At 59.5% G+C, this 24,327-nt stretch carries 24 protein-coding genes; 10 read left to right on the plus strand and 14 right to left on the minus strand.

Features of this window, described 5'->3' with window-relative positions:
- The 5 genes from SB725_RS00865 to folE2 are packed head-to-tail and all read right to left on the minus strand — an operon-like array spanning nt 1 to nt 3,872.
- Nucleotides 1-561 carry a DapH/DapD/GlmU-related protein gene (locus tag SB725_RS00865; protein ID WP_410921160.1) on the minus strand — a complete coding sequence of 187 codons (561 nt, stop codon included), beginning with the start codon at nt 559-561 and terminating at the stop codon, nt 1-3.
- On the minus strand, nt 558-1,433 hold the full coding sequence (locus tag SB725_RS00870; protein ID WP_410921162.1) for a metal ABC transporter substrate-binding protein: 876 nt from the start codon (nt 1,431-1,433) through the stop codon (nt 558-560). Before SB725_RS00870 ends, SB725_RS00865 begins: the two co-directional genes overlap by 4 nt.
- An 11-nt stretch (nt 1,434-1,444) precedes the next feature.
- Entirely contained in the window at nt 1,445-2,311 is an 867-nt protein-coding gene (locus tag SB725_RS00875; protein WP_027926254.1) for a metal ABC transporter permease, read from the minus strand.
- Nucleotides 2,311-2,979 (minus strand): metal ABC transporter ATP-binding protein, encoded by a 669-nt coding sequence (locus SB725_RS00880; RefSeq protein WP_027926255.1) that lies wholly within the window; start codon nt 2,977-2,979, stop codon nt 2,311-2,313. The genes SB725_RS00875 and SB725_RS00880 overlap by 1 nt, the downstream gene beginning before the upstream one ends.
- A complete protein-coding gene (gene folE2 / locus SB725_RS00885; protein ID WP_194940503.1) occupies nt 2,976-3,872 on the minus strand; it encodes a GTP cyclohydrolase FolE2 in 897 nt (298 codons plus the stop codon). Before folE2 ends, SB725_RS00880 begins: the two co-directional genes overlap by 4 nt.
- Before the next feature lie 85 nt (nt 3,873-3,957).
- Here folE2 and SB725_RS00890 point away from each other — a divergent pair, with 85 nt between their 5' ends.
- Entirely contained in the window at nt 3,958-5,154 is a 1,197-nt protein-coding gene (locus SB725_RS00890; protein WP_059181915.1) for an N-acetylmuramoyl-L-alanine amidase, read from the plus strand.
- On the opposite strand, the gene SB725_RS00895 is transcribed toward SB725_RS00890, so the two are convergent.
- On the minus strand, nt 5,151-5,528 hold the full coding sequence (locus SB725_RS00895; protein ID WP_027926258.1) for a hypothetical protein: 378 nt from the start codon (nt 5,526-5,528) through the stop codon (nt 5,151-5,153). The two genes, SB725_RS00890 and SB725_RS00895, sit on opposite strands and share 4 nt — an antisense overlap.
- 143 nt (nt 5,529-5,671) lie before the next feature.
- Between SB725_RS00895 and zigA the strand changes: the two genes are divergently transcribed.
- Together zigA and SB725_RS00905 are read left to right on the plus strand one after the other, a co-directional pair.
- The gene (gene zigA, locus SB725_RS00900; RefSeq protein WP_027926259.1) at nt 5,672-6,880 is read left to right on the plus strand and encodes a zinc metallochaperone GTPase ZigA; all 1,209 of its coding nucleotides are present in this window, start codon (nt 5,672-5,674) and stop codon (nt 6,878-6,880) included.
- A complete protein-coding gene (locus tag SB725_RS00905) occupies nt 6,880-7,530 on the plus strand; it encodes a DUF1826 domain-containing protein (protein ID WP_410921164.1) in 651 nt (216 codons plus the stop codon). Before zigA ends, SB725_RS00905 begins: the two co-directional genes overlap by 1 nt.
- Nucleotides 7,531-7,534: 4 nt before the next feature.
- Here the strand turns inward: SB725_RS00905 and SB725_RS00910 are convergent, their stop codons facing one another.
- Nucleotides 7,535-7,891, minus strand: coding sequence for a hypothetical protein (locus tag SB725_RS00910; protein ID WP_027926261.1), 357 nt, complete (start codon nt 7,889-7,891; stop codon nt 7,535-7,537).
- A 27-nt stretch (nt 7,892-7,918) separates the two neighbouring features.
- Here SB725_RS00910 and SB725_RS00915 point away from each other — a divergent pair, with 27 nt between their 5' ends.
- Nucleotides 7,919-8,884 carry a CobW family GTP-binding protein gene (locus tag SB725_RS00915; RefSeq protein ID WP_410921166.1) on the plus strand — a complete coding sequence of 322 codons (966 nt, stop codon included), beginning with the start codon at nt 7,919-7,921 and terminating at the stop codon, nt 8,882-8,884.
- Here SB725_RS00915 and SB725_RS00920 read toward each other — a convergent pair.
- Entirely contained in the window at nt 8,881-9,294 is a 414-nt protein-coding gene (locus SB725_RS00920; protein ID WP_027926263.1) for a DUF3301 domain-containing protein, read from the minus strand. The two genes, SB725_RS00915 and SB725_RS00920, sit on opposite strands and share 4 nt — an antisense overlap.
- A 120-nt stretch (nt 9,295-9,414) precedes the next feature.
- Between SB725_RS00920 and pdxY the strand changes: the two genes are divergently transcribed.
- A complete protein-coding gene (pdxY, locus tag SB725_RS00925) occupies nt 9,415-10,287 on the plus strand; it encodes a pyridoxal kinase PdxY (protein WP_027926264.1) in 873 nt (290 codons plus the stop codon).
- A 104-nt stretch (nt 10,288-10,391) separates the two neighbouring features.
- On the opposite strand, the gene SB725_RS00930 is transcribed toward pdxY, so the two are convergent.
- Nucleotides 10,392-10,874 carry an acyl-CoA thioesterase gene (locus SB725_RS00930; RefSeq protein ID WP_027926265.1) on the minus strand — a complete coding sequence of 161 codons (483 nt, stop codon included), beginning with the start codon at nt 10,872-10,874 and terminating at the stop codon, nt 10,392-10,394.
- A gap of 202 nt (nt 10,875-11,076) precedes the next feature.
- Here SB725_RS00930 and SB725_RS00935 point away from each other — a divergent pair, with 202 nt between their 5' ends.
- Nucleotides 11,077-12,840, plus strand: a complete 1,764-nt coding sequence (locus SB725_RS00935; RefSeq protein ID WP_027926266.1) for a cation:proton antiporter — start codon at nt 11,077-11,079, stop codon at nt 12,838-12,840.
- Nucleotides 12,841-12,878: 38 nt separating this feature from the next.
- Here the strand turns inward: SB725_RS00935 and SB725_RS00940 are convergent, their stop codons facing one another.
- The 4 genes from SB725_RS00940 to uvrD form a co-directional block, all read right to left on the minus strand.
- Nucleotides 12,879-13,286 (minus strand): SMI1/KNR4 family protein, encoded by a 408-nt coding sequence (locus tag SB725_RS00940; RefSeq protein ID WP_007943369.1) that lies wholly within the window; start codon nt 13,284-13,286, stop codon nt 12,879-12,881.
- Between the two features lie 137 nt (nt 13,287-13,423).
- Complete coding sequence (locus tag SB725_RS00945; RefSeq protein WP_027926267.1) at nt 13,424-14,299, minus strand: Tim44 domain-containing protein; 876 nt, start codon at nt 14,297-14,299, stop codon at nt 13,424-13,426.
- A 179-nt stretch (nt 14,300-14,478) separates the two neighbouring features.
- Nucleotides 14,479-14,919, minus strand: coding sequence for an EamA family transporter (locus SB725_RS00950; protein WP_027926268.1), 441 nt, complete (start codon nt 14,917-14,919; stop codon nt 14,479-14,481).
- Nucleotides 14,920-15,069: 150 nt separating this feature from the next.
- Nucleotides 15,070-17,253: a DNA helicase II gene (gene uvrD, locus SB725_RS00955; RefSeq protein WP_027926269.1), complete on the minus strand. Its 2,184-nt coding sequence runs from the start codon at nt 17,251-17,253 to the stop codon at nt 15,070-15,072.
- A 258-nt stretch (nt 17,254-17,511) separates the two neighbouring features.
- On the opposite strand from uvrD, the gene SB725_RS00960 reads away from it, so the two are divergent.
- The 3 genes from SB725_RS00960 to SB725_RS00970 all read left to right on the plus strand — a co-directional run bounded on the left by SB725_RS00960 (nt 17,512) and on the right by SB725_RS00970 (nt 21,810).
- Nucleotides 17,512-20,382, plus strand: coding sequence for an EAL domain-containing protein (locus SB725_RS00960; RefSeq protein WP_027926270.1), 2,871 nt, complete (start codon nt 17,512-17,514; stop codon nt 20,380-20,382).
- 135 nt (nt 20,383-20,517) lie between these two features.
- On the plus strand, nt 20,518-21,384 hold the full coding sequence (gene hexR, locus SB725_RS00965) for a transcriptional regulator HexR (protein ID WP_008027445.1): 867 nt from the start codon (nt 20,518-20,520) through the stop codon (nt 21,382-21,384).
- A gap of 216 nt (nt 21,385-21,600) precedes the next feature.
- A complete protein-coding gene (locus SB725_RS00970; RefSeq protein WP_027926271.1) occupies nt 21,601-21,810 on the plus strand; it encodes a PA3496 family putative envelope integrity protein in 210 nt (69 codons plus the stop codon).
- On the opposite strand, the gene SB725_RS00975 is transcribed toward SB725_RS00970, so the two are convergent.
- A complete protein-coding gene (locus SB725_RS00975; protein WP_027926272.1) occupies nt 21,752-22,714 on the minus strand; it encodes a LysR family transcriptional regulator in 963 nt (320 codons plus the stop codon). The two genes, SB725_RS00970 and SB725_RS00975, sit on opposite strands and share 59 nt — an antisense overlap.
- A 192-nt stretch (nt 22,715-22,906) precedes the next feature.
- Between SB725_RS00975 and SB725_RS00980 the strand changes: the two genes are divergently transcribed.
- Nucleotides 22,907-24,322 carry an acetyl-CoA carboxylase biotin carboxylase subunit gene (locus SB725_RS00980; protein ID WP_027926273.1) on the plus strand — a complete coding sequence of 472 codons (1,416 nt, stop codon included), beginning with the start codon at nt 22,907-22,909 and terminating at the stop codon, nt 24,320-24,322.
- The last annotated feature ends 5 nt before the right edge of the window (nt 24,323-24,327 follow it).

A 24,327-nucleotide genomic window follows, 5' to 3' on the forward strand; every position in this document is an offset into this window, starting at 1 on the left:
TCAGAACTCGTTTTGCAGCGCTTTGTAACCGCGCACCAGGTCGACGTTGGTGCGCGCCACGTCTTCGGAAAACTCCGAGGCGCTGACGCTGACAAGGGGGAACTGCGACAGGTCGGTGTTCGGTCCGATGCGGGTGGTGGAGGGGACGTAGAAGTCATCGGGCAAGTCGCGACCGTCGACCACCGAGTTATGCCGCACGACGCAACCATCACCGACCGCGCAATTGAACAGCACACTGTTGAAGCCGATGAACACCCGGTCACCCACGGTGCAGGGGCCATGCACAATGGAGCGATGGGCGATCGAACTGAACTCGCCGATGGTGACGGCGGCGCCGGACTTGGAATGAATGACCACACCGTCCTGGATGTTCGAGTTGGCGCCGATGGTGATCGGCTCCATCTCACCGCTGGCGTCTACTTCGTCGGCGCGAATCACCGCGTAAGGACCGACGAAGACGTTCTCTCCAATCAGCACTTTGCCGCAAATGATGGCGGTCTTATCTACGTAGGCGGACTCCGCAATTTGCGGCAAATCCCCTGAAGGGTTCTTGCGGATCATGGTTTGCTCAACGCTTGGTAGAGGGTGTTGAGGTTGTATTCGAACAGCCCGGCAAAGGTGCTGGCCGGCCCGGTGGCGGCGAGTGCATCGGAGTACAACGTGCCACCGATCTGCGCGCCGCTTTCATCGGCAATCTGTTTCAGCAGGCGGGCGTCCTTGATGTTTTCCATGAACACCGCTTTGACCTTGGCTTGGCGAATCTGGGTGATCAGTGCAGCGACTTCAGCGGCCGACGGTTCACGTTCGGTGGACAGTCCTTGCGGTGCCATGAAGTCGATCCCGTAGGCCTGACCCAGATAGCCGAAGGCGTCATGGGAGGTGACGATTTTTCGATTGCCCGGCGGCAGGGAGCCGAGCTTGGCCTTGGCTTCGGCAAGCAGGGCGTAGATCTGTTTCAGGTAGGCCTGACTGTTGCGTTGGTAGTCGGCGGTGTTCGCCGGGTCGGCGGCGATCAACGCTTTGGTGATGTTGGCGATGTACAGTTCGGTGTTCGCCAGGTTGTGCCAGGCATGAGGGTCAGGAACGGTCTCGCCGTCTTCATCCAGCGAGCGCGGAATGACACCGTGACTCGCACTGATTACCGGCGCCTTGGTTTCGGTGCTGGTCACCAGACGGTCCAGCCATGGCTCAAAACCCAATCCATTCTTGATGATCAGCTTGGCCCTGAGCAGTGCCTTGGCGTCATCCGGCGTCGGCTCGTAGGTGTGGGCGTCGGCGTCCGGACCGACCATATTGGTGATCTGGATATGCTCGCCGCCGACCTGATGGGTCATGTCGGCGAGGATGCTGAAGCTGGTGACCACCTGAAGTTTTTCCGCCGCTGACAGCGACATCGACAGCATCAAACTGAACAGTACGAGTAGAGCGCGCATCGGGCAACACCTCATTGGGATGTGAGCAAAGGCGGGCGGCGCAATAAACCGTGCACCGGCCCCAACACCACGGACAACAGATAAAAACCACCGGCCACCAGCACAATCGCCGGACCGCTGGGCAGCGAGTAGAAGAACGACAGCAGTAATCCGAGCCACACCGAGAGGCAGCCGAGCACGGCGGCGATGGCAATCAACACCGGCAAACGGCGGCTCCAGAAACGAGATGCGGCGGCGGGCAACATCATCAGACCGACCACCATCAGCGCGCCGATAGCCTGGAAACCGATCACCAGATTCAGCACCACGAGCGTCAGGAACACACCGTGGGCCAGCGGTCCGAGACGGCTGACGGTTTGCAGAAAGAGCGGGTCGAGGGTGTCCAGCAACAGCGGTTTGTAGATCAGGCCCATGGCGATCAGGCTGAAGCCCGAGACCCACAACATGCCGGTCAACGTCGGGCCATCGACCGCCAATGCGGAACCAAACAACAGGTGCAAAAGGTCCAGGCGCTTGCCGGCAATGCCCAGGATCAGCACTCCGCTGGCGAGGGAAATCGGGTAGATCGCTGCCAGACTGGCGTCTTCTCGCAAGCCGGTACGACGGGTGATCCATGCGGCCAGTCCGGCCATGCTCAGGCCTGCGCCCAAGCCACCAAACGTCAATGCCGGCAAACTCAATCCCGCGAACCAGAAGCCGAGCGCGGCGCCGGGCAAGATGCCGTGAGCGACGGCATCGCCGATCAGGCTCATGCGTCGCAAGATCAGAAATACCCCCAGCGGAGCCGTGCTGCAGGCCAGGACGAGTCCGCCGATAAGTGCCCGACGCATGAACACAAACTCGTGGAAGGGCTGCCAAAGCTGAGTGGCTGCGAGCATCAGGCCACCTGCGTTTGTGGTTGTTGGCGGATCAGTTCGGTACTAGGCCCGAGTAGGCAGCCGCTGCTGTTGATCAGCAGTGTGTGTGGAATGTGTTGGCGAACGGCGGCGAGGTCATGGCACACCACAACCAGGGTTCGACCCTCGGCATGCCATTGGTGGATATGTTTCCAGAGCAGCGATTGACCGAGTTCGTCGAGCGCCGCGTGCGGTTCATCGAGCAACAACAAGGGCGTTTGCGCAAGGCTCAATCGGGCGAGCAGGGCGCGTTGCAGTTCTCCTCCGGACAAGGCCATCAAAGGGCGTTGCTCCAGACCGCTGAGGCACCAATCTTCCAACACTGTTTTCAGGCGTTGGCTGCGCAGTTCGGGCGATTGCTTGCTACCCCAAAAACCTGCGGCTACCAACTCTTGGAGACTGATAGGAAATTGCCGGTCCAGGTGTTGTTGCTGAGGGAGGAAGGACAGCGAGCCCTGGCGTGGAACATCGAGGAAGATTTTGCCTGTGAGTGGTTTTTGCAATCCTGCGATGACTTTCAGCAAGCTGCTTTTCCCCGACCCGTTGGCACCGATCACGGCGGTCAGGCTTCCCTTGGGCAATTCGAAATCCACGGGCGGTGTGAGTGGCTGGCCGGGGGCGCCCCAGCGCAATGCCTGGCAACGGATCATGCAGCCTCCCAATTCCAGCGGCTTTCGGCAACGGCATCATGGGCGTGCAGGCTTTCGGCGTGGATGACCCGGACGTGAAAGGCGTGGATGCCGGGTGCGCGTTTCAGGGCGAGGTTCAGGCGTCGCGCGGCGTCTTCGCAGAACATCAGGTTCTGACCATTGGCCAAGGCGAAGGCTTGTTCATCGGCGCGCTTGACCGCGGTTTGTACGGCAGTACCGAGAGCGGCTTCGGCGTCGTTGATGAGGGTGATCAGTGGCAGGTCATCCAGATAATCGTCCAGACGCACGCTCAAATGTGCGGTGCTGCGTTGGCTATGGGGCGTCGCAACGATGCCTTTTGTGGAACCGAGCCATGCCAATACATCGGCGTGTTGCAGTGACTGGTTGGCAAAGTCATCGACGAATTGCTGCTGAATCAACTGCCGGGACAGTGCCGCTGAACACGGGCAAGTTGAGGAATAAGCAACGCCGATTTTTAGTTCCACGTGGAACATCGCGTTTTTCAATCGCGCTTCGATGCTCACTGGATAGCTTTTCCAACCGGCCAACGGGCTGATTAACGCTGGCCTTTTGAGCAGCAAATCAGCGTGAATTTTTAAGTAAGCGTTGCGGGACAGTCCTTCATGGCTGTCGAGAAAACTTTGCAGGATTCGTCGCAACAAGGTCGGTGTCAGGTTTTCCTGCTCGAGCATTTCCAGCGCCAGATACAACCGCGACATATGAATACCGCGTGCCTCTCCGTCATCGAGGCTCACGCCCGCATCTGCTGTTGCGCTCAGGCGTTGGCCATCGAACAGAACAGGAAGAGCAATGCCGCACATGCCCACCCAGTCGAGTGGCAGAGCTTGGCGAGAGGCTTGCGCGGCGATATCCGGCAGAGTCAGCGCATTCATGAGCAGGTCCATCGTGGGAATCGATTGGGCATGTTATGTTATTACATTAAATTCGACTACGCCTTTTTCTCGAGCGGTCCTCTTCATGCACAGACGTCACTTGCTCAACCTGATTCTGGCCAGCGCAGCCTTCGCGTTGCCCTTTGGTGTCTCGGCCACGCAAATTCGCAACGCACGGTTGTGGCGGTCGGATGACAAGCTGCGATTGGTGTTTGATCTGAGCGGGCCGGTGCACTACAAAACCTTTTCGCTCAGTTCGCCCGAGCGGCTGATCATTGATCTGAGTGGCGCCAACCTCAGTGGCGATTTCAGTCAGCTATCCCTCGCCAATACGGTGATCCACTCGATCCGCTCCGGGCATTTTGGTCTGGGGGATACGCGAATCGTCCTCGACCTCAGCGGCCCGGTGCAGCTCAACAGCTTTTTGCTCCCGCCGCAGGAGGGGCAAGGCCATAGGCTGGTGCTCGATCTGAAGTCCGCTGCGTCATTGCCCGTTGCTGTGCCCTCAGAGGTGATCCAGGACACGGCGCACGCCAAACGCGACATCATCGTGGTGGTCGACCCTGGTCATGGCGGGAAAGACCCTGGCGCGGTCGGCGCCAAGGGGGAGCGAGAGAAAGACGTGGTGTTGTCCATCGCTCAGCTGCTGGCCAAGCGTCTAAAACGCGAAAAGGGCTTTGACGTGAAGCTGGTGCGCAACGACGACTTTTTTGTTCCGCTGCGCAAACGGGTAGAGATAGCGCGCAAGCACAACGCCGACATGTTCATCTCGGTGCATGCGGACGCAGCCCCGCGTCTTACGGCTTCCGGTGCTTCGGTGTATTGCTTGTCTGAAGGCGGTGCGACCTCGGCCACGGCGCGCTTCATGGCACAACGTGAGAACGGCGCGGATTTGCTGGGCGCCACTCGTTTGCTCAATCTCAAGGACAAAGACCCGATGCTCGCCGGGGTCATTCTCGACATGTCGATGAACGCCACCCTGGCCGCCAGTTTGCAGTTGGGCAGTACGGTCCTGGGCAGCCTGGCGGGGATCACCACGCTGCATCAAAAGCGCGTGGAACAAGCAGGATTTGCGGTGTTGAAGTCGCCGGACGTGCCGTCGATCCTGGTGGAGACCGGCTTCATTTCCAACGCTCGCGACAGCCAGCGACTGGTCACCGCACGTCATCAACAGGCCGTGGCGGACGGTTTATTCGAAGGGTTGCAGCGCTATTTCCAGAAAAATCCGCCCGCCAACAGCTACATCGCCTGGCAACAAGCGCAGAAAAAAACGCAGGTCTAGCAGCCGGTAATCCGGCTGCAGGTGAACTTGGCGCTGCTGCCACCCGAACTGGAGAAGCGATTGATGGTGGTCCAGCCCACCCGACGGTTGTAGCCAACCCAGGCCTCGCCGTCGGAAGCGATGCCGGTGAAAAAGGTCAGTTGCCCGTAGCGGCTGTTGGTCTGTGCCCAGTAGCGCTTGCCCGCCATTTCGAAGCCGCGCAGATAGATCGTGCTGCCGACGGTGTTGACGCTGTAGGCGTTGCCGTCGACATCCACGCAGGCCAGCAGATTGGCGCTACGGGTGCATTGGGCCAGGCTCGGAATCTGCGCCCAGGCCTGTGTGGCCATCAGCAGCGAAACACTCATCAGCGCCAGTTTCAGGGCAATACGCATGGGATTTCTCGGGGACTGGACGGCCTTTAGCATCGGTCGCTTTGGTGTCATGGGCAAGAAGAGAGTGGCTTGATTGTGCTGTTATACTATAACATTTAAAAAAGCCCGACTCTGCGACCGGGCATCCTTGTGAGGAATATCTGATGCCCAATCGTCTACCCGTGACCGTCCTCTCGGGCTTTCTCGGTGCCGGAAAAAGTACGCTGCTCAACTACGTCCTGCGCAATCGCGACAACTTGCGGGTCGCGGTCATCGTCAACGATATGAGCGAGATCAACATCGATGGCAGCGAGGTCCAGCGTGATGTCAGCCTGAACCGCGCCGAAGAGAAACTCATCGAAATGAGCAACGGCTGCATTTGCTGCACCTTGCGCGAAGACCTGCTCGAAGAAGTCAGCAAACTCGCCAGGGACGGGCGTTTCGACTACCTGTTGATCGAATCCACCGGCATTTCCGAACCGCTGCCCGTGGCGGAAACCTTTACCTTCCGTGATGAAGAAGGGCAAAGCCTGGCCGACATCGCGCGGCTCGACACTATGGTCACCGTGGTGGATGGCATGAACTTCCTGCTCGACTATCAGGCCGCCGAAAGCCTTGCGTCCCGTGGCGAAACGTTGGGTGAGGAGGACGAGCGTTCGATCACTGATCTATTGATCGAGCAGATCGAATTTGCCGATGTCATCCTGATCAGCAAGATCGACTTGATCAGCCGCCGCGAGCGCGAGGAGCTGATTGCGATTCTTCAACGCCTCAACGCGCAGGCAGACATCATTCCCATGGTCATGGGCGAAGTGCCCCTGGAAAAAATCCTCAATACCGGTCGCTTCGACTTTGAAAAAGCCGCTCAGGCGCCGGGCTGGTTGCAGGAATTGCGTGGCGAGCATGTGCCGGAAACCGAGGAATATGGCATCGCCTCGACTGCTTACCGGGCCCGCCGCCCCTTTCATCCGCAACGCTTTTTCAGCTTTATCGACCGCCCTTGGGTGAACGGAAAACTGCTGCGCTCCAAAGGGTTTTTCTGGTTGGCGAGTAAGCCCATGGACGCGGGCAGCTGGTCCCAGGCGGGGGGCTTGATGCGTCATGGTTTTGCGGGGCGCTGGTGGCGATTTGTGCCGAAAACCCAGTGGCCGCAGGATGAAGAAAGTACCGCCGGGATCATGGAGAACTGGACCGCCGCCACCGGCGATTGCCGCCAGGAATTGGTGTTCATCGGCCAGAACATCGACTTCGCACAACTCACCGCCGAACTCGATGATTGTCTGCTGACTGAGGCCGAAATGGCCTTGGGTGTCGACGGTTGGCGATTGCTGCCAGACCCGTTTGGCCCCTGGCACGAAGAGGTCGCCGCCTGATGTTGGCGCCGAGTTTGAAGCGGCGTTCGGTCGTTCATCCTGTCCAGGGCGAAACGCCGCAAACGCTCGCGAGAATCCTCGATGACGAGGTAAACCTCGCCGTTTGGCAGCGCCAGCTTCCGGTGCATATCAACGATTTCGGCCAGTTGTTGCTGTCCCTCAACGTACCGTTAGCCGAGTCGCTGGTTGTGGAGCTGCCCAGCGATGACGCCGAACCCAATCTACACGGGTTGGCGGCTGGGTTCAGCGATCTGCACGGGTATGAGGGCTTCATTGCCGACGTGTCGTGGCTGGTCAGCGCGTTTGCCTGTTTGTTAGGCGTCCAGCGCATCGGCCTGCGTTTGCGGGCGCTGGACAAGGCCATGTGCCCGCGTTTCCACGTCGATCATGTGCCGGTGCGGTTGATCACTACGTACTCCGGTATCGGCAGTCAGTGGCTGCGAGAGGGCGTGATGGATCGTCGCCAATTGGGTAAGCCTGAGGCTGAGCCTGTAGAGGATTCGCTGATCGAGCAGGTCGCCTGCGGGGACGTGGCGCTGTTCAAGGGCGAGAAGTGGCACGGCAACGAGGGTTTCGGCCTGATTCACCGCTCGCCGCAACTCGCTTCGGGTGAGCGTCGATTGATCCTGACCCTAGATTGGCTCGGCTAACGCCTCAAGGCGTGAGCCAGCTGCCTTGGCTCTGCGCTTCGCAAAACGGCTTCAAATAGGCCGCATCGGTGGCTACGCCGTAATAGTGAATGTCCTGCCGGTAAGGCATATTGGCGACTTGAGCGTTGCTGCACACCCCGAAGGCGCCGGTTGGGCATTGCTCAACATACTGCACGTCGACGGTCTGCCCGGCCAGATTGGGCTGGCAGAAGCCGTCGGCGAAGAGCTTTTCCGGGATATTGCGGTTTTGCTGGCAGACTTTCACGTCCAATCTCGCGGATGTGGTATGTACCACGCAGGCTTGGGCGAACACCTCGCTGGAACATAGCGCCAGCAGTAACGACAATCCCATCAACCGCATCTTTTACCTCCTCAGAAAACACCGACCATGTTGCAGAACATTCCCACTCACGTCATTGCCGGTCCATTAGGTGCCGGCAAAACCAGCCTGATCAAGCACCTGTTAACGCAGCGGCCGGTCGGCGAGCGTTGGGCGGTGTTGATCAACGAATTCGGGCAGATCGGCCTCGACGCTGCGCTGCTGACCTCGGACGCCGATGGTATCGCACTGGGCGAAGTGGCCGGCGGCTGTTTGTGTTGCGTCAATGGTGCGCCGTTTCAGATCGGGCTTGGGCGCTTGCTGCGCAAGGCCAAGCCGGATCGGTTGTTCATCGAACCCTCTGGCCTCGGCCATCCGGCCCGGCTGCTTGAGCAGTTGAGTGAGGCACCATGGGTCGGTGTACTGGCGGTACAACCCTGCGTACTGGTGCTGGATGCCCAAGCGCTCGCGGCTGGCAAACCGCTGCCTGCGGCGCAACAGGAGACATTGAACAGCGCCGGCTTGTTGGTGTTGAACAAGGCAGAAGATCTCGACGCCGATGATCGCCAGCGCATCGCCGCGCCGTTACTGCCGCGTCCTCTGTACTGGACGCAGCACGCTAAGTTGCCATTGAGCCACTTGCCGGGACTCCAGGCTCAGGCCTTAGCGGGTGTGGATAACTTCATCGTGCCCAAGGGGCTGGCGCAACTGCCGGCCATCTGGACGGATCCCGCGCTGCCTATTTGCTTGAGTCAGGAACAGGAGGGTGGCTGGAGTATCGGCTGGCGTTGGCACCCGAGCCAGAGGTTCGACGTGGCGCGCATCGGGCTGTGGCTTGAAAGCCTGTCCTGGCGGCGGGCGAAGCTGGTTATCCACAGCGTCGACGGTTGGGTGTCGGCCAATGCTTTGGATAATTCGGTACTGGAGTGGAAGCCCAGCGAATGGCGCCAGGATTCGCGGATAGAACTGATTTTCAACGAGCCGCAGGAAGTGGATTCACTGCAAAGCGCCCTGGCTGACTGTCGGTCGAGTTAAGGGCGCCACTTGGTGTGTTCTTGCCGCCACTGGCTCAACTCGATCACCTCGGCGCGAGGCTTCACCACATCGACGATCGCAGGCGTGTCGTCGAACGGCATCGGGTAGGGCGCCAGTTCGATCTGCGCGCTGTGGGCGCCGAATTGGGTGATGGTGCCGTTGTGGCGGGTTTCGCCGGTCACGGTGAACTCAAAGTTGTACACGCGAGCCAGGCGCCGCCGGCCGTTGGCATCTTTGATGAACGCGATCTTTTTCAAGGCCACGTTGCCGTCCAGCAACTCGATGCCGAGCTTGGCGCAATGCTGTTTTACCCGCTCCAGCGCACGCTCGCGCAAGCCGTGGTTGTGCCACAACCACGCGCCACCGGTGGCGAGCAACATCAGCACGAAGATATTTCCGAGGGTCAGCATCAACAGGTTGCTCCAACTAGATGGTGTCAGCTTAACTGCGTCTCTGGTCTGTCGTACAGGCTGCTTTTCGTCGCATACTGCGCGGCTTGAATTTCAATCGTTTTACGGAAAACTCACCGCATGAAACGTACGCCCCATCTGCTCGCCATTCAGTCCCACGTGGTGTTCGGCCACGCTGGCAACAGCGCCGCGGTTTTCCCGATGCAGCGGGTCGGGGTGAATGTCTGGCCGCTCAACACCGTGCAGTTTTCCAACCACACCCAATACGGCCAGTGGACGGGTGAGGTGCTGGCGCCGCACCAGATCCCTGAGTTGGTCGAAGGTATTGCCGCGATTGGCGAGCTGGGCAACTGCGATGCGGTGCTGTCCGGTTACCTGGGCAGTGCGGCTCAGGGCCGGGCGATCCTGACCGGCGTGGCGCGCATCAAGTCGATGAACCCCAAGGCGCTGTATTTGTGCGACCCGGTGATGGGCCATCCGGAGAAGGGCTGCAGCGTTCCGGCTGAAGTCAGCGATTTCCTGCTGGAAGAAGCGGCGTCGGTGGCTGACTTCATGTGCCCGAACCAGTTGGAACTGGACAGCTTCTCTGGACGCAAACCGCAGTCACTGTTCGACTGCCTGGCCATGGCGCGAGCGCTGTTGGCGCGTGGGCCTAAGGCGGTATTGGTCAAGCATCTGGATTACCCCGGCAAACCGGCGGATGGCTTCGAGATGTTGCTGGTGACTGCCGAGGGCAGCTGGCATCTGCGGCGTCCGCTGCTGGCGTTTCCGCGTCAGCCGGTGGGCGTGGGCGACCTGACGTCCGGGCTGTTCCTGGCGCGGGTGTTGTTGGGCGACAGTCTGGTCGCTGCGTTCGAGTTTACGGCCGCAGCGGTGCATGAAGTGTTGCTGGAGACTCAAGCCTGTGCCAGCTATGAGCTGGAACTGGTGCGGGCGCAGGACCGGATTGCTCATCCGCGGGTGCGGTTTGAGGCGACGGCGATCAGTCTTTAATCCGCGTTGCTCGCCCCCCCAGTGGATTTGTGAACGACACAGATCCAATGTGGGTGCGACGGTGCGACCTGCTCGCGATGGCTATCTAAAACAGGTCAAAGCCCTCAGGCATCACCCTTGATTTCCTGATAGCGCTTTTCCAGCTCCTGACGAATCTGCCGACGCTGCTGTGCCTGGATGAAGCGGCGCTTTTCTTCGCTGTTGTGCGGTTGCAAAGGCGGTACGACCGCGGGTTTGCGGTTGTCATCCACCGCGACCATGGTGAAAAAGCAGCTGTTGGTGTGGCGCACCGAGCGCTCGCGGATGTTCTCGGTCACCACCTTGATGCCCACCTCCATGGAGGTATTGCCGGTGTAGTTGACCGACGCCAGAAAGGTCACCAGTTCGCCGACATGAATCGGCTCGCGGAAGATCACCTGGTCCACCGACAGCGTCACCACGTAGCGACCGGCATAACGGCTGGCGCATGCATACGCGACTTCGTCGAGGTACTTGAGCAAGGTACCGCCGTGGACATTGCCAGAGAAGTTGGCCATGTCGGGGGTCATCAATACCGTCATCGACAGTTGTGCGTTTCCGGGTTCCATAGCGTTCTCACGGTTCAAGGCAGAATTTCAGGGGCGCACCTCTGCGGGTGCCTTGTCAGCTTTTCAAAACCAACAGTTATCGGGACGCCGGGCAGCTGGCTGCCGTCACGCCTGTTTCGATCTGTTTCCATATATTGCACCGCCTTTGCGGCACAAGTCCCGGTGTTAACCTCCAAAAGTCCCCGCTTAAGGAGCACACGCCATGCATGCCATCAGTTTCATTCAGGATTTGGCAGTGATCATGTTGATCGCCGGCGTGGTGACCGTGCTGTTCCATCGCTTCAAGCAGCCCGTGGTGCTGGGCTACATCGTCGCCGGTTTCATCATCGGCCCGCACACGCCGCCGTTCGGGCTGATCCACGACGAAGAAACCATCAAGACCCTCGCGGAGCTCGGGGTGATCTTCCTGATGTTCTGCCTCGGTCTGGAATTCAGCCTGCGCAAGTTGTTCAAGGTCGGCGCGACGGCGTTCATCGCGGCGTTCCTTGAAATCGTGTTGATGATCTGGATCGGCTACGAGATTGGTCGCTGGTTTGACTGGAACACCATGGATTCGCTGTTCCTCGGCGCGATCCTGGCGATTTCCTCGACCACCATCATCGTCAAGGCACTCAACGACCTGAAGATGAAGAACGAGCGTTTCGCGCAGTTGATCTTCGGTGTGCTGATCGTCGAAGACATCCTGGGCATTGGCATCATTGCGTTGCTGTCGAGCATCGCCGTCAGTGGCACGGTCAGCTCTGGCGAAGTGTTTTCCACAGTCGGCAAGCTTTCGCTGTTCATGATTGTTGCGCTGGTCATCGGGATATTGCTGGTGCCGCGGCTGTTGGCTTACGTGGCCAAATTCGACAGCAACGAGATGCTACTGATTACCGTTCTGGGGCTATGTTTCGGTTTCTGCCTGCTGGTGGTGAAGCTGGAATACAGCATGGTGCTCGGTGCGTTCCTGATTGGCGCGATCATGGCCGAGTCTCGACAACTGTTGAAAATAGAGCGCCTGATCGAGCCGGTTCGCGACTTGTTCAGTGCGATTTTCTTCGTCGCCATCGGCCTGATGCTGGATCCGATGATCCTGCTGCAATACGCCTGGCCAATCGCCGTGATCACCGTGGCGGTGGTGCTTGGCAAGATGCTGTCCTGCGGACTCGGGGCATTTATCGCCGGCAATGACGGGCGCACCTCACTGCGCGTGGGGATGGGGCTTTCGCAGATCGGCGAATTTTCTTTCATCATTGCGGCGTTGGGCATGACGTTGCAGGTGACCAGCAACTTCCTCTACCCAGTCGCCGTGGCGGTTTCGGTGATCACTACGCTGCTGACTCCGTACCTGATCCGCGCGGCCGATCCGTTGTCGATCAAGCTCGCCGCCGTGATGCCGCAACGGCTGGGAAGGGTGTTCGGGATGTACGGCGAATGGCTACGCAGCATTCAACCGCAGGGCGAGGGCGCGCTGCTGGTGTCGATGATTCGGCGGATTTTGTTGCAGGTGGGGGTTAATCTGGCGCTAGTGATTGCGATTTTCTTCTCGGGGGCGTTCTTCGCCGAGCCTGTGTCCGCGTATCTGCAAGACTGGATCAGCGACCCGAGTTGGCAGAAAGCATTGATCTGGGGTGGCGCGTTGCTGGTGTCGCTGCCGTTCCTGATCGCCGCCTATCGCAAGCTCAAGGCGCTGTCGTTGTTGTTGGCAGAGATGGGCGTGAAGCCGGAAATGGCCGGACGCCACACGCAGCGAGTGCGTCGGGTGATCGCCGAAGTGATCCCGATCCTCTCGCTGCTGGTGATTTTCCTGCTACTGGCAGCCTTGTCGGCCAGTATTCTGCCGACCAACAAGTTGCTGGTACTGATCATCGTGGTCGCTGCCGCCGTGGCAGCATTGCTCTGGCGCTGGTTCATCCGCGTGCATACGCGGATGCAGGTGGCCTTGCTCGAAACCCTGGACAACCACAATGATGCACCCGGTCACTGAGACCTGCGCCAGCTGCTACAAAGTCTGGATAGGCTAAATCAGCTTTCCAGCCAGACGTCCCGCGCCCAGTGCCACACCGATTCCCAGGTTTCTTCGGCGATCAGTTCTTCTTCGGCCTGCCACAGCACCACCGTGCCGTCTTCTTCAACGAGGTAATAGTCATCACCGTCCTGGCAGATCGGGATCATGCTGCGGTCAACGCCAGCGTCCCAGGCGTTGGCGGCAACGTCTGGCAGGTAGGTGTGGGATTGCGGGTCGGTGACAGTCACCGGTTCCAGGCTGCCGTAGACCACGTCGCTGACGGTCAGCAAAAATTCTCTGAAGACGAACGGAATGTCGATGAACAGTTGTTCTTCGATTTCCACGATTTGATCTTCGTCGGGCAGCTCCAAGGGGACTGGTACCGGTTCGTTGGCTTCACGCAGTTGTTCGATGATTTCTTCCACGTCCGGGATCCTCTTGCTTGATGGCGCGGTTTAGTTGGGGCGGTTTATACAGTAGCTCGCTATAGATGCAACCGCGAAATAGAAAACCCCAGCCGAGGCTGGGGTTTTTATTACAACACGCTTAACGCTGTGGGGGATCAGCCGTTCTGGCGGATACCGGCCACCAGCCAAGGCTGGTTTTCGCCTTGTGGACGTTCCATGTTCCAGCTTTCGCTGAACACTTCGCCCTGGTCGAAACGTGAAGTCTTCGACACGCCGCTGAAGGTCAGGGTGGCGATGGTCTTGTCGGCACGATCATCCACGCCGTCCAGTTGAACATTGAGGTTATCAATGTAGGTGGACTGGAAACCGTCGCCCAGGTCAGCACGTTCGCGCTTGAGGAACTCGAGCATTTGCGGGGTCACGAACTCGGCGATCTTGTCCATTTCGTTGGCGTCCCAATGCTGTTGCAGGGACTGGAAGTGGTTGCGAGCCGCTTCAATGAAGTTCTTTTCATTGAACCAGGCCGGAGCATTGATGACCGGACGAGCGGCAACCGGTGCAGCCGAGCCGCCGAAGATCGACCCCCCCGCAGGCTTCTGGTCGAACACTTCACGCTGCATTGGCGCGTGGCCAGCGGGAGCCATGTGCTCCTGCTGCTTGCGACGACGAGCGGCGATGAAGCGGAAGACCAGGAAGGCGATGACCGCCATGATCAGGATGTCGAAGATCTGCATGCCCTGGAAGCCGCCGCCCATGAACATGGAGGCCAGCAGGCCACCGGCAGCGATGCCGGCCAGAGGGCCGAGCCAGCGCGAAGCACCGCCAGCCTTGGCCGCAGTACCCGCGGCACCGGCAGCACCAGCGGTCGCCGCAGCGCCGCCCATGCCTGGAGAAGAAGGCGCCATTTGGCTGGTCTGGTGGGTCGGCGCAGCGCCGACGCTTTTGCCGCCACCAAAGCGCTTGGCGTTGGCGTCGAGGCTCATCGTCAGGCCGATGCACAACGCCATGGCGATGCTAAGAAAACGTTTCATAAAGGGTAATCCCATTTGTGGATGGCACGCGCGCCATGTTGCACAGCTGAAGTGTTACTGGCTAGCGGCAGAGTGTTTCGGGCTTTTGCCTGACAGGTTGCGTTCAGCTTCAGTCAGCGCAATAAGGCCTTTTGAGTTCGGTCCGTAGGACGAGTGGATAGCTTCAGTAGGATGGATGCCTAGCGGCGCAGCGCCAGCATGATCACACCGGCCGTGATCAGGCCGATTCCACCCCATTGGCGCAGGTCGAGTTTTTCGCCCAGCAGGATCACGCCGAGCACCGCCACCAGCACCACGCTGAGCTTGTCCACCGGAGCGACCAGCGAGGCCGGCCCCCGTTTCAGCGCGCGGAAGTAGCAGATCCACGAGGCGCCGGTGGCCAGTCCCGACAGCAGCAAGAACAGGTAGCTCTTCGCCGAGATCGATCCTAATGATTGATATTGGCCCGTGGCGTACAAAATCAAGGCCAGGCTGACCAATACCACTACGGTGCGCAGCAGGGTGGCAAAGTCGGAATTGACGTTTTCGATACCGATTTTGGCGAAGATCGCGGTCAGGGCGGCAAACACCGCCGACATCAGGGCCCAGAACGTCCAGGAAGAAAAGAAGCCTGAGCCCATTATTTCGCGCCTTACAAGATCAACCTGCTGGGGTGGGGGGGGAGCACAAACCCTGTGGGAGCGAGCCTGCTCGCGAAGGACGCACCACGGTTTATCAGATACACCGCGGCGCTTTCATTCGCGAGCAGGCTCGCTCCCACAGAAAAGCTATTAAACAGCTTCCAGCTTCGCGTAACCCAGCATCAGCCACTTGCTGCCTTCGCTGAAATTCACCTGCACCCGCGCCTGCGCACCGGAACCCTCGAAGTTGAGGATCACGCCGTCGCCAAAGATCGAGTGCCGTACAGTCTGACCCAGGCTGAAGCCGGTATCCGGAATCTCGCTGCCGCTGAACAGGTTGCTGCCGCTCATCGATTGATTGCCACCGAACGGACGGCTGACACTGTTGGACAAACGCACTTCCTGGATCAGGCCTTTAGGCACTTCCCGTACGAATCGCGAGACCTTGTTGTAGGTTTCGCTGCCGTACAGGCGTCGGGTTTCAGCATAGGTCATCACCAGATTCTGCATGGCCCGGGTGATGCCGACGTAGGCCAGACGGCGTTCTTCCTCAAGACGGCCGGGTTCTTCCAGGCTCATCTTATGCGGGAACAGGCCTTCTTCCATGCCTACCAGGAACACGTAAGGGAATTCCAGGCCCTTGGCGCTGTGCAAGGTCATCAACTGAATGCTGTCTTCGTGCTCTTCGGCCTGAGTATCACCGGCTTCCAGCGACGCATGGCCAAGGAATGCCGCCAGCGGCGTCAGGTCTTCGTCTTCTTCGGCGTTTTCGAAGTTGCGCGCGGCGCTGACCAGTTCCTCAAGGTTTTCTACCCGAGCCTGGCCTTTCTCGCCTTTTTCCGCCTGGTGATAGGCGATCAGCCCGGATTGCTCGATGACCGTTTGGGTCATCAGGTGCAGGGGCATTTCCATGCACTTGGCAGCAAGGTTCTCGATCAACTCGATAAAGGCACCGAGCGCGCCGGCAGCGCGACCGGTCAGGCCTTTATTGGCGACCAGCAGGCGCATGGCTTCCCACATCGACACATCGCTGTGACGGGCGTGGTCGCGGATGGCTTCGACGGTTTTCTCGCCGATGCCACGGGCCGGGACGTTGATCACCCGCTCCAGCGCCGCATCGTTGCCTCGGCCTTCCAGCAAACGCAGGTAAGCCATGGCGTTCTTGATTTCTGCCCGCTCGAAGAAGCGCTGACCGCCATAGATACGGTACGGAATGCGCTCACGCAGCAGGGCTTCTTCCAAAACGCGCGATTGGGCGTTGGAGCGGTACAAAATCGCGATATCGCTGCGAGCCAAGCCGGTTTTCAGCGCGCTTTCAATGGTTTCCACCACGTAACGTGCTTCATCGTGTTCGTTGAACGCAGCGTATAGATTGATCGCTTCGCCTTCGCCGCCATCGGTCCACAGCTCTTTGCCCATGCGCCCGGTGTTATTGGCGATCAGGGCGTTGGCGGCCTTGAGAATACCGGCGGTGGAGCGGTAGTTCTGCTCCAGGCGAATGGTCTCGGCATCCGGAAAATCATCGGAATACTGATAGATGTTCTCGATTTTTGCGCCGCGCCAGCCGTAGATCGACTGATCGTCGTCGCCCACCACCATCAGGCTGTCGCCGCCCTTGGCCAGCAGACGCAACCAGGCGTACTGCACGGCGTTGGTGTCCTGGAACTCGTCCACCAGGATGTGGCGGAAGCGTTTCTGATAATGAGCCAGCAAACCCGGGTGGTCGCGCCACAGATCGAGGGCACGCAAGAGCAATTCGGAGAAATCGATCACACCCGCGCGCAGGCAGGCAGCCTCGTAGGCCTCATAAATGCTGCGCATGGTCGCCAGGAACATATCGCCGCTGGCTTGAATATGTTGCGGACGCAGACCTTCGTCTTTCTGCCCATTGATGAACCACTGGGCCTGGCGGGCGGGCCAGCGTTGTTCGTCCAGTCCTAGCTCGCGTATCACTCGCTTGACCAAGCGTTGCTGGTCATCGCTGTCGAGAATCTGGAATGTCTGGCTCAGCCCGGCCTCCTGCCAGTGCGCCCGCAGCAAGCGGTGCGCCAGGCCGTGGAAGGTGCCGACCCACATGCCGGCGGGGTTGAGCCCCATCAGCTGCTCGATGCGCTGACGCATCTCGGCCGCGGCCTTGTTGGTGAAGGTCACCGACAGGATTGAGTGCGGCGAGGCGTTTTCGACCTGGATCAACCAGGCGATACGGTGCACCAGCACTCGGGTTTTACCGGAACCAGCACCGGCCAGGACCAACTGACGACCCACGCGGGCAGCTACGGCCTGGCGTTGGGCGTCGTTGAGGGAGTTCAGCAGAAGGGAGAGATCATCGCGCATCGGGGCATTCTAGGGTGCGCCGCCACACCGGGCAAACCGAGCTTTGCATTAGCCGATGAAAGATGCACGGAGGACGACCGGTCAGTCACTGGCTGCAGGCGTTGGCGGGCCGCGCTCCAAGGGTTTTGGCGGGGCGTCGGAGGGCTGAAATATTGTCGAATTTATGATCCGGGGCAGTTTGGTAAGGGCATTGGCTTGTGTATGCTCCGTCGACGTTTCGGGCTCATGCTCATCATTATAAGAACAAGAACATTGCCTATGACCCTCAGCATCGACCTGTCGGGCCCCACGGTGGAGCCGCGGGTCATCCGCAAGCAGTACGCCATGGAAATGGCGGTCGAACGCACGCGCCTGCTTTATCAGGGGTCACTGCTGCCCACGTTATTCATGTTGATCAATGGTCTGGTCTGCGCCGGTTTGCTCTGGAGCCCGCAGCGCTATTTCCTGGTCAGCGTCTGGATGGTGTGGCTGCTGTCGCTGGTGGCGTTGCGGGTGATTCAAGTCGCGGCCTTCGATTCGGCGATTCCCAACCGCCAGGCACATCCGATCTGGCGCCGCATGTTTTTGCTCGGCTCTGGCCTTACCGGCCTGACCCTGGCCGGTGCCGGTATTGCGTTGGTGCCCGCCGACAATTTCATGCAGCAAGCGTGGGTGTTCGGCCTGATCGGCGCCGCCGCACTTTCCGCCAGTGTTGCCTACGCGGTCAGCCTGCCGGCATTCCTGTCCTTTACCTTGCCCTGCCTGTTACCGGCCATTGCCTATTTATTCTGGGGCGGCGACGCACAGGATCATGGCTGGGGCTGGTTCGGCCTGATTTTGTTGGGCGCGCTCAGCGTGATTGCCTGGCAGGTCAATCGGTTGATCGACAGCGGATTGCTGCGTCGTTTTCAGAATCAGGCGCTGATCGAGCATTTACAGCAAGCGCAAAGCTGTAGCGATCAGCTCAATCACGAGTTAGCCAAAGAGATCGATCACCGTCGATGCGCCGAAGAAAAACTGCGTGAAGCCCAGGTCGAGCTGGAAAACCGTGTTGCCCAGCGCAGCCTGGAGCTCGACGTCGCCAACCAGGCCTTGAGCAAGAGTGAAGCGCGACTGGCGTTGGCGTTGAAGGCCAGCGAACTCGGGCTGTGGGACTGGAACCTGCAAACCGATGAAGTCCATCACACGCAGATCCAGGAATTGTTCGGCCTCGCGCCGGAATATGTGACAGCCATGCTTCGCCACCTTCGCCCGCGGTTGCACCCCGAAGACCTGCCGGCGCTGAAGCGCGCGTTGATCGAGCATTTGAAAGGCCGCAGTGAGGATTACCAGATCGAATACCGCGTGCGGCATGGCGACGGTCACTGGGTCTGGATCGAGGACCGTGGCCGGGCTGTCGAGCGAAGCAAAACGGGTCGGGTGATCCGCATGGTCGGCACCCGTCGCGACATCAGCGCGAGCAAAGTCCAGGAAGAACAACGCCAACTGGCGGCAACCGTGTTCGAAGCCGCCAGCGAAGGCATCGTGATTTTCGACCCCGATTACGCCTTGATCGCCGTCAATCAGGCCTTCAGTCGAGTCACCGGTTATGACATCGACGACATGCTGGGGCGCAACGTCGTCGAACTCCCCTGCAGTCGCGATGCTCGCCGCCACTACGGCGCTATCCATCAGGCGCTGGAGCAGCACGGGACATGGCAAGGCGAATTGGTCGAGACCCGTAAAAACGGCGAGCTCTATCCGCAATGGTTGCAACTGAACGCAGTTCGCGATTCCCGAGGAAATGTCAGCCATATTGTCGGCTTCTTCGCCGATCTATCGGCTCGCCGCGAATCCGAAGAACGCATGCGCTACTTGACCCACTATGACGAACTGACGGGCCTGGCAAATCGCTCGTTGTTCCGGGAACGGTTGCGCGAGGCCCATCAGCGGGTGCGCCAGGGCGGACGTAGCCTGGCGTTGCTGCACATCAACCTGGACCGTTTCAAACTGCTCAATGACAGCCTCGGGCATGACGTCGCCGACCAACTGCTGCAGAAAATGTCCCGGCGCCTGGTCAACGCACTGCCAGAGGCCGACACGATCGCCAGGCTTTCCGGCGACGAATTTGCGGTGCTGTTTGATACCTACGGCAACCTGTCGAGCCTGGCGCGGGTGGCGACGCGGTTGTCGACCAAGTTGCGTTTGCCGGTCTCCGTCGATGGCCATGAACTGGTGATCAGTGCGTCCATGGGCATCAGTATGTTGCCGGACAACGCGCGGGAAATTTCTGCGTTGGTCAGTCAGTCGAACATGGCCATGCAGCACGCTAAACACTTGGGCGGCGACAACTTCCAGTTTTATACCGAAAGCCTGCAAGCCAGCACCCTGGAGCGTTTGCAGCTGGAAAACCAGCTGCGCAAAGCCATCGAAGAAAAGCAGCTGAAAGTCTTTTACCAACCCAAACTCTGCCTCGCCACGGGCCACTTGAACGCCGCCGAAGCGCTGGTGCGCTGGGATCATCCGACCATGGGGCGGGTGCCGCCGGGGGACTTTATCGGTCTGGCCGAGGAAACCGGGCTCATCGGCCCAATCGGCGAGTTCGTGCTGCGCCAGGCTTGCTGGCAAGCCTGCGAGTGGCAGCGGCAGGGGCTGGAGCCGATCCGGGTGTCGGTCAACCTGTCGGTGCATCAATTGCGTCAGGGCAAACTGGTCAGCCTGGTGCGCCAAGTATTGGAAGAAACCGGCCTGGCGCCGCACTACCTGGAGCTGGAACTGACCGAAAGCCAGTTGCTGGACAGCGTCGAGCACATCATTGCGACCTTCCAGCAGCTGCGGGATCTGGGGGTGAAGTTGGCGATCGACGATTTTGGCACCGGGTATTCGTCCCTGAGCTACCTCAAACGAATTCCGGTGGACTACGTGAAGATCGATCAGGCGTTTATCCGTGGGTTGGGGGAGGGCACTGTGGATGCGGCCATTACCCGGGCGATCATTGCGATGGCGCATGGTTTGTCGCTGAAAGTGGTGGCCGAAGGCGTGGAGCGGCAAGAGCAGCTGGAGTTTTTGAAAGCCGAGTGCTGCGATGAAGTGCAAGGCTATTTGATCAGTCGGCCCGTTGAGGCTGATGAACTGGCCAAGCTGTTACAAAAGGACGCGAACCCCTCGTAGGGGCTACATGGAGCGTATGAGGCGTGGAATGGGGGCATCGAGTTACGCATTGAGCAGGCAAAAAGCAAATTCTTGTAGTATAACTACAAGCTTGCTACATCCCCGGCAACTGCCAATAACAAAGAGTCCAGCCCTTTGAATCTGCTGCAACACATCGCCCAGTCACGCCACCTCTTACGCAAGTCGGAGCTCAAGGTCGCCGACCACGTGCTGCTTGATCCTGCGGCGGTGATGCACAGCTCCATGGCCGACCTGGCCCACAGCGTCGGCATCAGCGAGCCGACCATCGTGCGCTTTTGTCGCGCCATCGGTTGTTCCGGTTTTCAGGATCTGAAACTCAAACTGGCGCAGAGCCTGGCCGCCGGTGCCAGCTTCGGTCAGTTTGCCATCCATGAAGACGATTCCGTTGCCGACTACAGCCTGAAAATCTTCGACACCACCCTGCACACCTTGATGGAGGTTCGCGAGAAACTCGATCCGGTGGAGTTGCAGCGGGCGGTCTCGCTCATGTCCCAGGCCCAGCGCGTCGAGTTCTATGGCTTTGGCGCATCGGGTGCAGTGGCGGCCGATGCCCAGCACAAATTCTTTCGTTTGCTGCTGACCGCGGCGGCGTACTCCGACCCGCACATGCAAGCGATGTCGGCCGTGACGTTGAAGCCGACTGATGTGGCGATCTGTATTTCCCAGTCCGGGCGCTCCAAGGATTTGCTGATCACGGCCAACCTGGTGCGTGAAAGTGGCGCCTCGCTGATCACCTTGTGCCCGAGCCAGACGCCGCTGGCCGAGCTCTCGACCGTCAACCTGGCGATCGATGTGCATGAAGACACCGAAATCTACACCCCACTGACCTCGCGTATCGCTCACCTGGTGGTGATCGACGTGCTGGCGATGGGCGTGGCCATGGCGCGCGGCCCGAGCCTGGTCAATCACCTCAAGAGCGTCAAGCGCAGCCTTCGCAGCCTGCGGCTGTCGCCCAAGTCGGTGAAAGCGCTGGATGATTGATTCTGCTGGAATTGTGGCGAGGGGGCTTGCCCCCGTTCGGCTGCACAGCAGCCGCAAAGATTTTGGGGCCGCTTCGCGACCCAACGGGGCGATGCGGCGTTCCGACAAGCCCCCTCACCACACAGTAACCTTCATCTCTCTGTAACCCACCCGCCGCCAAACCGTCATCCCCCGCGCCTATCTTGAAACTCCCGTAATCGCCTTGGGAGACTCGAAATGGCCCAGCCCTACGAAGAACGCAACAGCGCTGCCAAAACCCGTCGTCAGCAAGAAGATCAGCGTCGCATGGAATTCCGTCGCGCCATTGAAGATCGCTGCGAACGTCGCCAACTGCTGGCCGAGATCGGTGATTTTCCAGAGCTGGAACTCAATTACTGGCAGGCGGCACCGACAACTTCCCGTCGAAACGCTCAACCAGCGCGCTGATCTGCACCCGCTCACTGCGGATAAACGCAAGGAATGCGTGCGCCACGGGTGACAGCCTTTTTGCCTTGGCTTGCACCAGGCACCAGCTGCGGTAGAGCGGCAACTCTTCGACCGGCAATTCAATCAAGCCGCCGGTCGCCAACTCAAGGTTCAGGGCGTGACGCGTCAACAGCGCTACGCCCAGACCCGCCAGTACACATTCACGCTGGGCTTCGGCTGATGAGACCTCCTGGGTCTGGTTGAAGTGCACACGCTTCTCCTTGAAATACTCTTCGCACGCCAGTCGCGTCCCGGAACCGGATTCGCGCATCAGCAGGGTGTAGGGCTCAAGGTCTTGCAGGCGCAGTGGCCCCATGTGGCACAGCGGATGATCCGGTGGTGCAACCGCGACAATCGGGTTGTTGAGGAACGGCAGGAATTCCAGCCCCATGTCTTGCGGCACCATCGACATGATCACCAGGTCATCGCGGTTATCGGACAGACGACGAATCACTTGGCCCCGATTGACGACCGTCAGTTGCAGATTGACCTCGGGATGCTGGCGCTTGAACGCGGCAAACAGGTGCGGCACGAAATACTTGGCGCTGGACTCCACCGCCAGTTTCAGCTGTCCTTGCAGAGAGCCCTGCATGTCCGAAAGCTGCATGTCGAGGTTTTCCAGGCGCCCGAAAATATCCCGGCTGGCGCGCTGGAGTGCTTCGGCGGCCTCAGTCATGTAGAGTTTTTTGCCGACGTAATCGAACAAGGGCTGACCAATCAGCTCTTCAAGTTGCCTGATCTGTAGGCTGACGGCCGGTTGTGTGAGCGACATTTCGTCGGCTGCCCGACTGTAGGACCGCAAATCACAGACTTCATTGAAAATCTGCAATTGACGCAATGTCATACGCATCAATGACTTACGCATTATCTAGTCGCTCTCGGCACGGGCTGATGCCACGACTATAAGTCTTTACTTATGCCTAACCCAATAATTATTCATTTTTGTTAATCCCTTACGAGGGCTAGTGTGGGCCTGCGACTGAATTGAAACATTTGGTCACGCGTCGACCTGGTCTAGCAGGTCGTGGTTACCACCGGCTCAAGGGAACCTCCAAAAGTGATAAAAAAGATCCTGATCGCCAACCGTGGTGAGATTGCCGTACGAATCGTGCGTGCCTGCGCCGAGATGGGCATTCGCTCGGTCGCGATCTATTCCGACGCCGACCGTCATGCCTTGCATGTGAAGCGCGCGGACGAGGCCCACAGCATTGGTGCCGAGCCACTGGCCGGTTACCTGAATGCGCGAAAACTGGTGAACCTGGCCGTGGAAACCGGTTGTGATGCGTTGCATCCCGGCTACGGATTCCTCTCGGAAAACGCTGAACTGGCTGATATCTGCGCAGAGCGCGGCATCAAGTTCATTGGTCCATCGGCTGAAGTCATTCGCCGCATGGGCGACAAGACTGAAGCCCGCCGCAGCATGATCAAGGCCGGCGTGCCGGTCACGCCGGGCACCGAAGGCAACGTCGCGGACATCGCCGAAGCCTTGCTCGAAGGCGACCGCATTGGTTACCCGGTGATGCTCAAGGCAACCTCCGGTGGTGGTGGTCGTGGTATCCGTCGCTGCGACAGCCGCGCAGAACTCGAACAGGCTTTCCCTCGCGTGATCTCGGAAGCCACCAAGGCATTCGGTTCGGCGGAAGTGTTCCTGGAAAAGTGCATCGTCAATCCAAAGCACATCGAAGCGCAGATTCTCGGCGACAGCTTTGGCAACGTGGTGCACCTGTTCGAGCGTGATTGCTCGATCCAGCGCCGCAACCAGAAACTGATCGAGATCGCCCCGAGCCCGCAACTGACCCCTGAACAGCGCGCCTACATCGGCGACCTGTCGGTGCGTGCAGCCAAGGCCGTGGGTTACGAGAACGCCGGCACCGTGGAGTTCCTGCTCGCCGAGGGCGAGGTGTACTTCATGGAGATGAACACCCGGGTGCAGGTGGAACACACCATCACCGAAGAAATCACCGGCATCGACATCGTGCGTGAGCAGATCCGCATCGCGTCCGGCCTGCCGCTCTCGGTGAAACAGGAAGACATCCAGCACCGCGGTTTCGCGTTGCAGTTCCGGATCAACGCCGAAGACCCGAAAAACAACTTCCTGCCGAGCTTCGGCAAGATCACCCGTTACTACGCGCCCGGCGGTCCCGGCGTGCGGACCGACACGGCGATCTACACCGGTTACACCATTCCACCGTTCTACGATTCGATGTGCCTGAAACTGGTGGTGTGGGCGCTGACCTGGGAAGAGGCGATGGACCGTGGCTTGCGTGCCCTCGATGACATGCGTCTGCAAGGGGTCAAGACCACCGCCGCATACTACCAGGAAATCCTGCGTAACCCGGAATTCCGTAGCGGCCAGTTCAACACCAGCTTCGTTGAAAGCCACCCTGAACTGACCAACTACTCGATCAAGCGCAAACCCGAAGAGCTGGCCCTGGCCATCGCTGCCGCCATCGCCGCCCACGCAGGCCTGTGAGGAAT

Source organism: Pseudomonas sp. SIMBA_041 (genome assembly GCF_046535095.1).
Taxonomy (GTDB): Bacteria; Pseudomonadota; Gammaproteobacteria; order Pseudomonadales; family Pseudomonadaceae; genus Aquipseudomonas; species Aquipseudomonas mucoides.

Excerpts from the sequence above, each read along its gene's own strand:
- SB725_RS00890 (WP_059181915.1), top strand. The coding sequence starts at position 3,958 with ATGCACAGACGTCACTTGCTCAACCTGATTCTGGCCAGCGCAGCCTTC.
- SB725_RS00865 (WP_410921160.1), bottom strand. The coding sequence starts at position 561 with ATGATCCGCAAGAACCCTTCAGGGGATTTGCCGCAAATTGCGGAGTCC.
- SB725_RS00945 (WP_027926267.1), bottom strand. The coding sequence starts at position 14,299 with ATGAAACGTTTTCTTAGCATCGCCATGGCGTTGTGCATCGGCCTGACG.
- SB725_RS00950 (WP_027926268.1), bottom strand. The coding sequence starts at position 14,919 with ATGGGCTCAGGCTTCTTTTCTTCCTGGACGTTCTGGGCCCTGATGTCG.
- pdxY (WP_027926264.1), top strand. The coding sequence starts at position 9,415 with ATGAAACGTACGCCCCATCTGCTCGCCATTCAGTCCCACGTGGTGTTC.
- SB725_RS00905 (WP_410921164.1), top strand. The coding sequence starts at position 6,880 with ATGTTGGCGCCGAGTTTGAAGCGGCGTTCGGTCGTTCATCCTGTCCAG.
- SB725_RS00970 (WP_027926271.1), top strand. The coding sequence starts at position 21,601 with ATGGCCCAGCCCTACGAAGAACGCAACAGCGCTGCCAAAACCCGTCGT.
- SB725_RS00870 (WP_410921162.1), bottom strand. The coding sequence starts at position 1,433 with ATGCGCGCTCTACTCGTACTGTTCAGTTTGATGCTGTCGATGTCGCTG.
- SB725_RS00875 (WP_027926254.1), bottom strand. The coding sequence starts at position 2,311 with ATGCTCGCAGCCACTCAGCTTTGGCAGCCCTTCCACGAGTTTGTGTTC.
- SB725_RS00930 (WP_027926265.1), bottom strand. The coding sequence starts at position 10,874 with ATGGAACCCGGAAACGCACAACTGTCGATGACGGTATTGATGACCCCC.
- SB725_RS00935 (WP_027926266.1), top strand. The coding sequence starts at position 11,077 with ATGCATGCCATCAGTTTCATTCAGGATTTGGCAGTGATCATGTTGATC.
- SB725_RS00880 (WP_027926255.1), bottom strand. The coding sequence starts at position 2,979 with ATGATCCGTTGCCAGGCATTGCGCTGGGGCGCCCCCGGCCAGCCACTC.
- SB725_RS00915 (WP_410921166.1), top strand. The coding sequence starts at position 7,919 with ATGTTGCAGAACATTCCCACTCACGTCATTGCCGGTCCATTAGGTGCC.
- zigA (WP_027926259.1), top strand. The coding sequence starts at position 5,672 with ATGCCCAATCGTCTACCCGTGACCGTCCTCTCGGGCTTTCTCGGTGCC.
- SB725_RS00975 (WP_027926272.1), bottom strand. The coding sequence starts at position 22,714 with ATGCGTAAGTCATTGATGCGTATGACATTGCGTCAATTGCAGATTTTC.
- folE2 (WP_194940503.1), bottom strand. The coding sequence starts at position 3,872 with ATGAATGCGCTGACTCTGCCGGATATCGCCGCGCAAGCCTCTCGCCAA.
- SB725_RS00960 (WP_027926270.1), top strand. The coding sequence starts at position 17,512 with ATGACCCTCAGCATCGACCTGTCGGGCCCCACGGTGGAGCCGCGGGTC.
- SB725_RS00910 (WP_027926261.1), bottom strand. The coding sequence starts at position 7,891 with ATGCGGTTGATGGGATTGTCGTTACTGCTGGCGCTATGTTCCAGCGAG.
- SB725_RS00920 (WP_027926263.1), bottom strand. The coding sequence starts at position 9,294 with ATGCTGACCCTCGGAAATATCTTCGTGCTGATGTTGCTCGCCACCGGT.
- uvrD (WP_027926269.1), bottom strand. The coding sequence starts at position 17,253 with ATGCGCGATGATCTCTCCCTTCTGCTGAACTCCCTCAACGACGCCCAA.
- SB725_RS00895 (WP_027926258.1), bottom strand. The coding sequence starts at position 5,528 with ATGCGTATTGCCCTGAAACTGGCGCTGATGAGTGTTTCGCTGCTGATG.